The organism is Solibacillus sp. FSL H8-0523 (genome assembly GCF_038051985.1).
GTDB lineage: Bacteria > Bacillota > Bacilli > Bacillales_A > Planococcaceae > Solibacillus.
Genome location: NZ_CP150291.1, coordinates 910,409 through 923,154, shown reverse-complemented (window position 1 = coordinate 923,154; position 12,746 = coordinate 910,409). Strand labels below are relative to the sequence as shown.

The window sequence follows — 12,746 nt, the reverse complement described above, 5'->3', positions numbered from 1 at the left end:
GATTTTTACGTTAAATTTTGCGTTTAATTCGGTATACATACGCTAGAACTTCTGCCACTGCTTTGAAAAATTCCTCCGGTACGGCTTGTCCAATCTCTACTTGATCGTACATGGCACGTGCAAGCGGTCTATTTTCTACCATCGTGACATTATTTTCTTTTGCAATCATTTTAATTTTTTGTGCTACAAAGTCTGTCCCTTTGGCAACAACTCTTGGTGCATCCATTTCATTTTCATCATACTTTAACGCAATTGCATAGTGCGTCGGGTTCGTAATGACAACATCCGCTGATGGAATTTCTGACATCATACGGCGCATCGCCATCTCACGTTGCCGCTGCTTAATTTTTGATTTAATGAGTGGGTCACCTTCTGAGTTTTTATATTCATCTTTTAAATCTTGCTTCGACATTTTTAATTGCTTCTCATATTCAAAGCGCTCGTATAAATAGTCAAATAACGCAATGGCCACGAGCATAATTGATGCTGCAATACCCATGATTGCCGATAAATACGCAACCGTTGCTAAAATTTGTGCTGGACTATGTAAGGCTAAAGATAGTACATCTTCTAAATAAATAAGTATAACAACCGTCGTAACCGTACCAATTAACGTAACCTTTAATAACGATTTAATTAAATTGACAATGGCACGAACGGAAATAATTTTTTTGATCCCTTTAATTGGATCCATCTTTTTTAAATCAATTTTTAATGTTTCTGTTGTAAATAGTAAGCCAAACTGAAAAAAGTTAGCTCCAATACCTGCAATCATAGCGACAACCATAATCGGTAAAACAATAATCGCCATTTCCTTTAATGATTCCACATACATATCCATGACGGTATCTTCATTTAATGTTTCAATTAATAGATTTCGGTTTAATGCTTGTAGTAAAAAACCCTTTACACCGTCATACATAAATGGTGCGAAAAATAATAAAAAGAAAAAGGTAAGTAATAACAATACAGCTGCCGTTACATCTTGACTCTTTAGAACTTGCCCCTTTTTACGTGCATCTTGTCGTTTTTTTGGTGTTGCTTTCTCCGTTTTTTCACCTGCAAAAAACTGAAGATCTAACATTACCAATAGCTTCATATCCATGCTATTCACCACCTAAAATAACCATTAAATCACGTAAAGAAATAATCATATATTCAATTAGTTCTTTCATTACTCCAACTAATACACCCATAGTGACGATTAAGACAAGAAAGCCAACTGCGATTTTAATCGGGAATCCAATAACGAAAATACTCATTTGTGGCACGGTTTTCCCGGTAATCCCTAACGCTAACGTTACTAAAAACAGTGTTGCAACTATTGGAGCTGACATTTGAAATGCGATGGCAAATACAGCAACAAACATTTTCATAATAAAAAGTGCGGTTCCTTCTTCCCCAAAATTCGGAAAAAACTGTTGCAATGGTATAAATTGGTAACTATAATAAATACCATCTAAAATTAAGTGATGACCATTTATTGCAAGTAATAATAAAAGTGATAGAAAGTTTAAAAATTGCCCCATAAGCGGCGATTGTGTACCTGTTTGCGGATCAATAATATTGGCCATCGCAAACCCCATTTGGAAATCAATGAATCCACCAGCAATTTGAACAGCCGACATAATCATCGCTGCTGCTAGCCCGAGCATTAGCCCGACAATTGCTTCTTTTAAGATAAGTAATAGGTAGTCACCGTTAATTTCGAAAGGTTCAATATTGAATGTATAGTACATCATCCATGCGAGTGCTACTGCTAGGATAATTCTAACTTGCTGAGGAATTGTTCGATAAGAAAATAAAGGGACTGATACAAAAAATGCAGAAACCCGAACCATAATTAATAATAAAATTGAGATATTAGGAAATACTTGAAGTAGTTCTGTCATCGATTCACCCAATATATCGAACTAAATTATTTAAGATGTTATAAAAATAATCTGTCATTTTCGAAATCATAAAAGGACCAAAAAAGATTATCCCAACAAGTACAGCAACAATTTTTGGTACGAATGCTAATGTTTGCTCTTGAATCGATGTCGTTGCCTGAAATATACTGACCGCTAAACCTGAAATTAACGCGATTAATAATAACGGCCCGGATACGATTAATACCGTAAACACTGCACTTTCTGCAATTGCAATGACCATTTCCTGTGTCATTATGTATCATCCCCTAAAAACTTTGAAGTAAAGATTTCATTACTAAATACCAACCATCCACAAGTACAAATAATAAAATTTTAAATGGTAGTGAAATCATTACCGGAGGCAGCATCATCATCCCCATTGCCATGAGCGTACTCGCTACGACCATGTCAATCACTAAAAATGGAATGAAAATCATAAAGCCCATTTGAAATGCTGTTTTAATTTCACTTAAGGCGAAAGCTGGAACGAGATAAATCAACGAAATATCTTCAATCGTTTCAGGATATTCTGCCTCGTTATACGCTAAAAACAGCTCTAAATCCTTTTGCCTTGTGTGCTGTGCCATAAATTCCTTAAACGGAATGGTCGCCTTTTCATACGCTTCCTCAATCCCAATTTCTTCGTCGAATAAAGGCTGAAGTGCTTGTTCATTCACTTCTGAAAACGTTGGCGCCATAATAAAGAACGTTAAAAAAAGTGCTAAACCAATAATGACTTGGTTCGGCGGCATTTGGTTTGTCGCAAGTGCCGTACGTGTAAATGATAAAACAATTACAATACGAGCAAACGACGTCATTAATATTAAAATACTTGGTGCCAAAGAAAGAACTGTCAGCAGGAATAATAGCGTAACCGATGTAGAAACATTTCCTGGATTACTTTCTGAAAAGACGGATAGTAGATCAGTCATCGTTTGTCACGCTCCTGTTCTTTCCAACGTTCTAATTCGTCACTTCGTTGTTGTTTTAATTCATCTAATTTTTCACTAAACATGTCGTTAAATTTTGGACTATCAGAAATATCTTTTGGCTGATCTTTCTTTGAAAATTTCTTGAATAATTCCGCAATATAAGGTGTTGTTGTCACCATGCTTTGATTCTGTTCAATTTGATTTAGTAATTGATCGACTTCATCAGCAGATTCAATTTCTTTTAGCAATTGAATATCTTCACCTACACCCACTACATAAATCTTATTACCGATTTTCAGTAGCTGTACAGACTTTTGCTGACCTACAGACAAACCACCAATATTTTTGATAATGGCATTTTGTTGGTACGTTAAGTTACGCTTATTTAAAAATTTTATAATTACTAATAATAGCCCTATCACAAAAACTAGGGCTAATACGATTTTTATGTAGTCCCATACCCCTACACCAACAGATGCCGATTCATTTTTTTCTGTTTCGGCATCTGTCGTGTTATCTTCTGAAATATTTTCTTCTGAACATAATTCAGGGTTTTCATTACAATTTTCGTATACGTTACTTACCATTGCAAAAGTTCCATTTGAATTTGGTGAGAAGAGTACAGCAAAGCATACTACTCCAACAAAAAGCCAAAATCGAAATGATTTTTTTGCTAGCATAGCATCAACCTAAAGCTTTTTGAATTGCTTCGATTACACGATCAGCTTGGAATGGCTTTACAATGAAGTCTTTTGCGCCGGCTTGAATTGCATCAATAACCATTGCTTGTTGACCCATTGCTGAACACATAATAACTACCGCACTTGGATCTGTACCTTTGATTGCTTTTAATGCAGCGATACCGTCCATTTCTGGCATTGTAATGTCCATTGTTACTAAATCAGGGCGTAACTCATTGTACTTTTCAACAGCTTGGATACCATCCGCCGCTTCCCCTACAACTTCAAAACCGTTTTTCGTTAAAATGTCCTTAATCATCATGCGCATGAATGCGGCATCGTCAACAATTAAAATTTTCTTAGACATATTCTGATTCCTCCAATTAAAAAACTATCGTAAATTGTTCAAGCGATCTGCCTGGCTTAAAATATCTGTGATTCGAACACCAAAGTTCTCATCAATTACTACAACTTCACCTTTTGCAATCAAGCGATTGTTCACTAAAATATCAACTGGCTCACCCGCAAGTTTATCTAACTCAATAATTGAACCGCTAGAAAGCTCTAGAATTTCTTTTACTGAGCGCTTTGTACGGCCAAGCTCTACAGTTACCTGTAATGGAATATCAAGTAACATATTTAAATTGCGTGCCTCGTCTTGCGTGATATTTGCTGAATCGAAGCTAGCAAATTGTGCCTGTTGTACATTTGCTGGTGGCGCTGTATACGCTGGTTGTTGATACACCGGTTGTTGCTGATACATCGGTTGCTGCATTGGCTGCTGATACATCGGTTGTTGCATCGGCTGTTGCTGTTGCGGCATCGGTTGTTGTAACGGCTCTGGCTGAGGTGCAGGTTGTGCTGCAGGTGCCGGTTGTGAAGGCACTTCTGTAGCTAATTGCTCATCAACTTCTCCCATTAATGACTTTACTACTTTTTTACTAAAGTTTAAAGGTAGTAATTGCATTAAATTTGAATCAATCAGTTCACCTATGCGTAGTCGGAATGAGATTTTCACTAATAAATCATCCGCTGGGATATTATCTGTCCCCTCATTTTGCGAAATATTCATTAAATCGATAGAAGGTGGTGAAATATCCACCTTTTGATTAAATATTGTCGACATAGATGTTGCTGCTGAACCCATCATTTGGTTCATCGCTTCTTGCACAGCGCTTAATTGAATTTCACTTAGCTCCGGCTTTGGATTTAAACCGTCGCCACCTAACATTAAGTCCGCAATAATTGCCGCATCTGATTGCTTAATTACCAGCAAGTTCATACCTGATAAACCGACTGTGTATTCTACTTGAACCGCAACATATGGATGCGGGAACTCTTCCTCTAAACGATTTCGATTAATCATCGAAATGTTTGGTGTTGTAATATCAACCTTTTGTCCTAATAAAGACGATAATGCAGTAGCCGAGCTACCAAATGAGATATTTCCCACCTCACCTAACGCATCAATTTCAATTGGACTTAAATGATCATCTACATTAATTTCTTCTACAACATCTTCGTTACTCGCGGTAGGAGTATCGTCTAATGTCTCGCCTCTTAGTAGCGCTTCAATTTCTTCTTGCGAGAGCATTTCATCACTCATCTTCGTCTCCTCCTTTCAAAGGGTCGATAATTTGAACAGCCATTTTTTTGTTTAATTTCCCTGGCTGCACGGTAAACTTCGGTAGGTTCCCGATTTTTAAGGTTAATGGATTTTCGATCTTTTGATCTAATTCAATTACGTCACCCATTGACATCATTAAGAAATCTTCAATCGTAATATCGGTTGTTCCTAATTCTGCAATGACTGGTAATGTTGCTTGTTTAACACGTGTTTCAAGCATTTTTGTTTGTTCTGGCGAAATTTCTTTCGTGTTCGTTTGCATCCAGTAACGCACAGATAAGTTTGGCACGATTGGCTCTAGCACAACATGCGGAATACAAATATTAATCATCCCTGTTGTTTCTCCAATAATCGTGTTGAGTGAAATAACGACGACCGTTTCATTCGGTGAAATCATTTGTAAGAACTGCGGATTGACTTCTAATTCAACGAGCATCGGATCAATTTCCGAAATATTTTCCCATGCCTCGCGTAAATTATCAAATGAACGTTCGAATAAGTTCGTCATAATTTTTGTTTCGATTTCAGTTAAATTGTCCACATTACTATGACTCGCACCAGTCCCACCCATTAAACGATCTAACATAGAGTAGGCGATGTTTGGGTTGATTTCCATTAAAATATTGCCATCAAGTGGTGGCACTTCGAACACGTTAATTAGCGTCATATTCGGAATGGAACGAACAAATTCTTCGAAAGGAATTTGGTCAACCGATGCTACTGTAATTTGCACATAGCTTCTTAGCTGCGCTGAGAAGAATGTCGTTAACAGTCGAGCAAAGTTTTCGTGTATACGGGTCAAACTTCGGATTTGGTCTTTAGAAAAACGAAGCGCACGTTTAAAGTCATATACTTTTACTTTGCGTGTTTCGTCTTCTTTTTTCATGTCCGCTGCTGACATTTCGCCAGTAGAGATGGCCGATAAGAGCGCATCAATTTCGGACTGAGACATTATATCTCCTGCCATTTGCCCACCTCCATTTCAAGATTAAAATTGTGTACGAATTTACTGTAGTACATAAGATGTAATGTACACTTGCGTAACTTCTCCATTTTGCATTAATTCATTTATTTGTGATTTAATTGCATTTTGGAATGTCACTTTCCCTTGTTTTCCTTCTAACGCCTCTGCTTCCATCTCAGAAAGTTCTTGGATTACAATATTTTTCACTTGGAAATCACGTTTTAGTAACTCTTCACCAGCTTTTTTATCTGATCCTTGAATTTTTAATGAAAGTCGTACAAAGCTTCCATCTGCTAAATTTGTCGTAATTTCTGGGACATCTACTGAAGATTCAACAATTTCATCTATTGTTGGTCCACTTGTAGAGCCTTTGTCGAGTTGTGTTAATAACACTACCACGATAACACCGATTAACGTAATCGTCACTAACATAATGAGCATAATCGTTAATAATTTATTGTTCTTCATCTTCTTCACCTCTTAGATGCGGGTTTGATAGTGCTTGTATATGTTGATAAAAGGTTTTCACCTTTTGTCGCACCTGTTCTTCAGTTTCTAAAACAATGAATTTACGCCCAGTCGTCAGCGTAATCGTTGTGTCTGGAAAAGCTTCGACTGTTTCTATGTATAGAGCGTTTAAAGTGAATGGCTTCCCATTAAGCTTTGATAGTTCTATCATTGAAATAGGGCCGGACCTTCTAAGAGAGCCGGCCCGACCCCCCTTTGCAATGAAATTATTTTTATCCTACATTACGAGATTATCGTTTTAAGTTTACAAGCTCTTGTAGGATTTCATCTGATGTTGTAATAATACGAGAGTTTGCTTGGAAACCACGCTGTGCCACGATCATTTCTGTGAATTCTTCAGATAGGTCAACGTTAGACATTTCTAAGAAGCTTGATTCCACTGAACCAATACCAGCTTGAGTACCAACCTGTACTAATGGATCTCCTGAGTTCGCAGTTACTTGGAAATAGTTAGAACCCGTTTTTTCAAGACCTGAAGCATTCGGGAATTTCGCTAAAATTGCTTGTCCGGCAAATTGTAATTTACCATTCACATCAACATAGTAAATCGAACCGTCTTTGCTGATTGACATTGATTGCGCGTTTGTTGGGATTTTGATTGCACGTGTATCAACAGTAATTGCACCATCTTCGTACAAGTTATCTTGACCAAGTTCTTCCGCAGCTGTTTCTTTATCAGCATCTGCCAAACTTTCACCGTCTGGATCAACTTCACCATAAATTTCTGGATTCGCATAACCAACAAGATATTTACCATCACCATTGACAACGAAACCATTACGGTCCATATAAAAGTTACCAGCACGTGTATACTGAGTATTTGTTAATTCCTCATCAATTAAAGCATTTTCAGTAATTGAAGCCATATCTTCAACTGCTGGTAATTCTTCAGCAGCTGAATCCGCTACCATGAAGAAACCGTCTCCTGAAATCGCTAAGTCTAATGTACGGCCTGTTGATTGCATTGAACCTGGCGTATGCATTGTATCAATCGCTGCTAATTGTGAACCTAAACCGACTTGAATCGCATTAACACCACCACGAGTTGCTGACGGGCTAGAAGCACCTGCTTGCGTTTGTGAAATTAAATCTTTAAATACAGTACGCTCCTTCTTAAAACCGTACGTATTTACGTTAGCAATATTATTACCAATTACATCTAACTTCGTTTGGAAGTTTTTTAAGCCTGAAATACCTGAATACATTGAACGTAACATAGTATGCCGTTCTCCCTTCATTTTTCAAAATGTGCATATAATTTAGTTGTCTCTATCAGTCAACAACCTAAGGCTTCCTTACTTCTGAAGGTCCAGCCTATATAACAATGGTGCCATCAATATTAGTGAATAGCTGCTGCTTTGCTTCTGCTCGGTCGAGTGCTGTAATAACCGTTGCATTTTTTGCGCTAACAACTAATGCGGCTTGGTCAAGTAGCACAAGTGGTTGATTTACACCTTTATCTTTTGCTTCAAAAACTTTTTCAGTAATTTGCTGCCATTCGCCTTCTGAAATCGAAATATTACGCTCTGTCAGACGTTCTGACGCATGCTTACTGATTTTTAAGTGCTGTTCTGACGCTTGCTTTAAGTGATCAATAAATGATTGCTTAGAAGCTTGCCCTACAGATTTAACAGTTGGTTGAATAGGTGGATGATACGGTATGTGTTGAATAGTCACTCGATTCATCAAAATCACCTCTTACTCCGTAACGGTTTCTGACTCAGCTGCTTGCTCTTCATCGTCCTTCGTTTCAGTTGGATTTTCTACAAGCGTGAACTGATCTTTTGTTAAACGAGTGTTAGTAGCATCGTTTAAAACGTACTCGATTGTACCATCTTTTTTATTCACAATTGATTCAATCATTGCTTGGACTAATTGGCTTGTTTCTGCAGATGTATAGCTAACCATCTTGCCAAGCATTTCACTTGCCTGTACCAATGGATTAGACGGGATAGCAGGTGTCGTTGATGCCGTCGGATTACCACCCAAGATAGATGAAATATTACCTGGTGCGATTTCCTTACCGCTATCTAATACGAATACTGCTTCACCTTCTACAAACTTCAGCTCCGCTATTGCGCCTGTACCTTCGTTATAAAGTGGCTTGCCATCTTTATCAAGTTTATCTGTTAGCTCATGCCACTTAACTTCCTTACCAACAAATGTCGAGTAATTCATTAACTGAGATTGCTCTTGTGAGGCTAATAAATTTTCCATCGCTTTTGTCATATTTTGCATTTGTTCTAAAGAAGAGAATTGCGCCATCTGTGCGATAAATTCTTTATCATCCATGGGGCTTGTTGGATCTTGGTTTTGTAATTGCGTAATGAGAATTTGTAAAAATGCATCTTTACCAAGTGCGCCGTTGTCTTGTTTATCCGTAACTTTGAAGTTTGGATTTGCCGTTTGTAAATAATAATCATTTGAAATCCCAGCCATTTACTCTACCTCCTCACTCTCCATTAATAAATCTTTAAAGGAAATGGATTCGTCGTCGTTTTCCTCTTCTTTTTCTACCTCATCTTCTTGCTGACGCCCGAAGAAGTTATTGAAGAAGCTTTGGTCACGTGCGTTACGGTCTGTATCTTGTAAAGATTGCGATACATCAATACGATCCATTTGAATGTTTTGAGCAACAAATCCAGCTTTTAATTGGTTTAAGTTGTTTTCTAATAACTCTTTACCAACCGCTGTCGTCGCTAGTAATCTCGCCGTTAATACACCATCTTTTTGTACTAATTCAATACGAATTTGCCCTAAATTTTCAGGGAATAATTTCAGAAATAACTTCATATTTCCTTGTTGACCTGATAATTGTCCACGAGCTATTAAATTTTGAATTTCTTTTACAAGCGCTTCAGATTGTGCTGGTTTTTCTGCTGGTAGCGTAATCGTTACTGTTTTTGTTTGCGTTCCTTGTTGCTGCTGTAAGCCTACAGTTGGCTGTGTTTCTGTATCTGTTTTTACCGTCGTTTGCGTTACTTGTTGTACAATTTGCTCAAACGTTAACTTTGATGCTTGTTGGTTATTTTGTGTTTGAACGGCTTGCTGTGCTTGATTGGCTAATAGCTGTAGTGCATCTTTTAATTGCGATAATTGGACTTCTTGTTGATACACTGTGTCAACCTTATTTCCAACAAGCTGTGCTAATTTTAGTATTTGAACAAGTTGCTGTAGCTCTTTTGGTTGCACATTTGACTGCTGTGTACCTTGAATCGCAGCCATTACTTCACTCAAAATCGCAGGTGCTTGCTCAATCATTGACCAGACATCCGTCATTTCAAACTGAGTTTCTTCGCCAAGAAGTTGCTGCACAATTTGTGTCAATTGCTCTTCCGTCATTCCTAACAATTGCGTTAGGTTTTCTAGTGTTAGCATTTCATCGACGGCAACAGGCATTTGCTCTTCACCGACAAACACGAATAATCCCGCTTCATCCATTTCAACGCCCAGCTCTTCTAACAGAGCTTCTAGTGAATCGGTAGCTAATGTTGTACTTACCTCTTCAGCTAATGTCGCTGCTTCCGTTTTAGTCGTTTCACTTGTCGACTGGCTCGAATTAGACATAATCGATTGAAACACGCTACCAAATGCATTAGTATCTGGTGAATTTGTTTCAACTGTGTTTTTTTGTTGCGGCATTTTAGTAGCGCTCATTGCTTGTAACATTGCGATATTCATTCTTTCCACCCCCTTTCAAATTTACTGTTGAGATAGAAGCTCCGTATATCTGGCTGCATCTACCGGTGACATTTTCGTAAAAATTGCTGAAAGTGTATCTGGCTTCATATTAGACATAATACGTAAAGACTCTGTATCACTCATTTGTACTAATATTGGTGCTGCTGTTTTTGCAGACATTTTTTCAAATGTCGATAAAATTTCATTGAATTCTTTTTGCGTTTCTTCTTGATTGCGCTTTAATTTTTCAATTTCGAATAATAAGCGCTCTTGTTCTGTTAGAAGCTCCTCTTTTTCAATAGCTGAGGAATCAATTTTTGATTGAAGTTCTGTAATCTGTAATTCTTTTTCTTGAACTTCAGCTTGTAATTCAACCACTTTTTTTTCGTTTAACGAGCTATTTTCAACGACTATCTTCTCATCATCTGAAGATCCGACAAATGGAATTTTTTCAATCGCATTATTGGCCATTTTAAATACGTTATACTCTGTCACCGTTGCTAAAATGAGTGCAATAGCGACAATGAACATTAACGGAATTAAAAACAAGTAAAAAAACTTTTTGAAAAACCCGGGTGATTTTTCTTCCACTACCGTTCCCTCGTTTTGAAGCTCAATATTTTCTTTTATTTTTTTTGCCACGAAATCACCTGATTTCCTTCTTGTAATACGCAATGGTTGAAAGCTCATCTAAAAGAATTGCCTCTACGCGTAACTGCTCTTCTTTAAATTGTTCGAAGTCATTTTCGCGCATTTTTTCATATTTACGTACTTCCAAGTTTTTTTCTAATAATTTTTGTTCGTGCCAATTCATTTTAGCACGGGCTTGTACTACCTTTTGTTGCACATCTTCAATTGTCTTTTCCATACTGTCGATAAACTTCGAGTAATGGTTAATTTCATCAATGGAAGAGCCAACTTTTAATCGCTCTTGCTGATAGGCGATTAAGTCTTCTTTTTTCCTTAATAAGTCATAAAGCTTTGTCGCAATTTCCTCGAACACCTGAACAGACTCTTTAAACGCAAGCTCTGATTCTGTTTTTTCTTGGTCTTTCACGACTAGAATTTTTTCAAAGCGATACGTGTATTTCGACATTACCTCGCACCACCATTCGATAGTGTAAGAATCTCTTGAACCGTTTGCTCAATGGATACCTTATCTTTGAATCCTTGCTTTAAAAATTGGGTAATTAATGGCTCATATTGAATCGCTTCATCGATTTCCTTTGAAGTTCCACGTTTATACGCACCGATATTAATTAAATCCTCTGACTTTGAGTATGTATAATACAGCTCACGTAAGCGACTTGCTGCTTTTACATGCTCTGGTTCAGCAATATGGTTCATTAAACGGCTGACACTCTTTAACACGTTAATGGCCGGGTACTGCCCTTTATTGGCTAAATTTCGATCAAGTACAATATGACCATCCAAAATCCCTCGAACGGCATCGGCGATTGGTTCATTCATATCATCCCCGTCAACGAGCACGGTGTAGAATGCTGTAATCGTCCCATGAATATTCGTCCCTGAACGTTCTAGTAATGATGGTAAAATTGCGAATACAGAAGGCGTATAACCTCGCGTTGCTGGTGGTTCACCAACTGCTAGCCCTACTTCACGCTGTGCCATTGCAACACGTGTTACTGAGTCCATCATCAGCATGACATTCTTACCTTGATCGCGGAAATATTCAGCAATTGCTGTAGCAGTAAATGCCGCTTTAATACGCATTAAAGCTGGTTGGTCACTTGTTGCGGCAACGACAACCGAGCGACTTAACCCCTCTGGACCTAAGTCACGTTCAATAAACTCACGTACCTCACGTCCACGCTCTCCTACAAGTGCGATGACGTTAATATCCGCTTTCGTGTTACGCGCAATCATGCCAAGCAATGTACTCTTACCTACACCCGAACCAGCGAAAATACCTACACGCTGTCCACTACCTACTGTTAACATCCCGTCAATCGCTTTTACACCTACTTCTAATTGTTCATCTATAGGTGGGCGATGTAATGGGTTTGGTGGTTCTTTTTCCGTTTGAACAGATATTAAACCTTTTGGTAAAGATTGCCCATCAAATGGGTTCCCCATCGCGTCTAATACTTGACCGATTAATTCTGGTCCTACCTTCACTTCAAGTGGTGTGCCTGTCCCTTCTACAAGACAGCCAATTGAAATTTCTTTTAGCGACGAGTAAGGCATAAGAATGACGATTTCATCCTTAAACCCTACTACTTCAGCTAACATAACTTGAGGACCATTTTTGGATGTTTGTATATGAATCTTACAAACATCCCCGATTGAACTTTCCGGACCTTGAGACTCAATCATCAAACCGACAACCCTCGTCACTCTTCCATACTTTTTAAATGTATTAAGATTAGGAATTTGTTCAACTAATTGAGCCGTTTTCAT

General features: G+C 37.9%; 17 protein-coding genes. All 17 read right to left on the bottom strand.

What is annotated here, in order from left to right:
- Nucleotides 1-10: 10 nt before the first annotated feature.
- The 17 genes from flhB to fliI all read right to left on the bottom strand — a co-directional run bounded on the left by flhB (nucleotide 11) and on the right by fliI (nucleotide 12,746).
- Entirely contained in the window at nucleotides 11-1,099 is a 1,089-nt protein-coding gene (gene flhB / locus NSQ62_RS04330; RefSeq protein WP_341323884.1) for a flagellar biosynthesis protein FlhB, read from the bottom strand.
- A gap of 7 nt (nucleotides 1,100-1,106) precedes the next feature.
- Nucleotides 1,107-1,892 (bottom strand): flagellar biosynthetic protein FliR, encoded by a 786-nt coding sequence (gene fliR / locus NSQ62_RS04325; protein ID WP_341322699.1) that lies wholly within the window; start codon nucleotides 1,890-1,892, stop codon nucleotides 1,107-1,109.
- A 4-nt stretch (nucleotides 1,893-1,896) separates the two neighbouring features.
- Nucleotides 1,897-2,166: a flagellar biosynthesis protein FliQ gene (fliQ, locus tag NSQ62_RS04320; protein WP_341322698.1), complete on the bottom strand. Its 270-nt coding sequence runs from the start codon at nucleotides 2,164-2,166 to the stop codon at nucleotides 1,897-1,899.
- 13 nt (nucleotides 2,167-2,179) lie between these two features.
- Complete coding sequence (gene fliP, locus NSQ62_RS04315) at nucleotides 2,180-2,845, bottom strand: flagellar type III secretion system pore protein FliP (protein WP_341322697.1); 666 nt, start codon at nucleotides 2,843-2,845, stop codon at nucleotides 2,180-2,182.
- The gene (locus tag NSQ62_RS04310; RefSeq protein WP_341322696.1) at nucleotides 2,842-3,432 is read right to left on the bottom strand and encodes a flagellar biosynthetic protein FliO; all 591 of its coding nucleotides are present in this window, start codon (nucleotides 3,430-3,432) and stop codon (nucleotides 2,842-2,844) included. Before NSQ62_RS04310 ends, fliP begins: the two co-directional genes overlap by 4 nt.
- Before the next feature lie 97 nt (nucleotides 3,433-3,529).
- On the bottom strand, nucleotides 3,530-3,892 hold the full coding sequence (locus NSQ62_RS04305) for a response regulator (RefSeq protein WP_341322695.1): 363 nt from the start codon (nucleotides 3,890-3,892) through the stop codon (nucleotides 3,530-3,532).
- A gap of 24 nt (nucleotides 3,893-3,916) precedes the next feature.
- A complete protein-coding gene (fliY, locus tag NSQ62_RS04300) occupies nucleotides 3,917-5,131 on the bottom strand; it encodes a flagellar motor switch phosphatase FliY (protein ID WP_341322694.1) in 1,215 nt (404 codons plus the stop codon).
- A complete protein-coding gene (fliM, locus tag NSQ62_RS04295; protein ID WP_341322693.1) occupies nucleotides 5,124-6,119 on the bottom strand; it encodes a flagellar motor switch protein FliM in 996 nt (331 codons plus the stop codon). The genes fliY and fliM overlap by 8 nt, the downstream gene beginning before the upstream one ends.
- Nucleotides 6,120-6,158: 39 nt before the next feature.
- Complete coding sequence (fliL, locus tag NSQ62_RS04290; protein ID WP_341322692.1) at nucleotides 6,159-6,584, bottom strand: flagellar basal body-associated protein FliL; 426 nt, start codon at nucleotides 6,582-6,584, stop codon at nucleotides 6,159-6,161.
- A complete protein-coding gene (locus NSQ62_RS04285) occupies nucleotides 6,571-6,795 on the bottom strand; it encodes a flagellar FlbD family protein (RefSeq protein WP_341322691.1) in 225 nt (74 codons plus the stop codon). The genes fliL and NSQ62_RS04285 overlap by 14 nt, the downstream gene beginning before the upstream one ends.
- A gap of 79 nt (nucleotides 6,796-6,874) precedes the next feature.
- Nucleotides 6,875-7,861 (bottom strand): flagellar basal body rod protein FlgG, encoded by a 987-nt coding sequence (gene flgG, locus NSQ62_RS04280; RefSeq protein ID WP_341322690.1) that lies wholly within the window; start codon nucleotides 7,859-7,861, stop codon nucleotides 6,875-6,877.
- Nucleotides 7,862-7,958: 97 nt separating this feature from the next.
- Complete coding sequence (locus NSQ62_RS04275; protein WP_341322689.1) at nucleotides 7,959-8,330, bottom strand: TIGR02530 family flagellar biosynthesis protein; 372 nt, start codon at nucleotides 8,328-8,330, stop codon at nucleotides 7,959-7,961.
- A gap of 12 nt (nucleotides 8,331-8,342) precedes the next feature.
- The gene (gene flgD, locus NSQ62_RS04270; protein ID WP_341322688.1) at nucleotides 8,343-9,083 is read right to left on the bottom strand and encodes a flagellar hook assembly protein FlgD; all 741 of its coding nucleotides are present in this window, start codon (nucleotides 9,081-9,083) and stop codon (nucleotides 8,343-8,345) included.
- Nucleotides 9,084-10,325 (bottom strand): flagellar hook-length control protein FliK, encoded by a 1,242-nt coding sequence (locus NSQ62_RS04265; protein ID WP_341322687.1) that lies wholly within the window; start codon nucleotides 10,323-10,325, stop codon nucleotides 9,084-9,086.
- 21 nt (nucleotides 10,326-10,346) lie between these two features.
- Entirely contained in the window at nucleotides 10,347-10,967 is a 621-nt protein-coding gene (locus NSQ62_RS04260; RefSeq protein ID WP_341322686.1) for a hypothetical protein, read from the bottom strand.
- 4 nt (nucleotides 10,968-10,971) lie between these two features.
- Nucleotides 10,972-11,421, bottom strand: a complete 450-nt coding sequence (gene fliJ / locus NSQ62_RS04255) for a flagellar export protein FliJ (RefSeq protein ID WP_341322685.1) — start codon at nucleotides 11,419-11,421, stop codon at nucleotides 10,972-10,974.
- Nucleotides 11,421-12,746 (bottom strand): flagellar protein export ATPase FliI, encoded by a 1,326-nt coding sequence (gene fliI / locus NSQ62_RS04250; protein ID WP_341322684.1) that lies wholly within the window; start codon nucleotides 12,744-12,746, stop codon nucleotides 11,421-11,423. The genes fliJ and fliI overlap by 1 nt, the downstream gene beginning before the upstream one ends.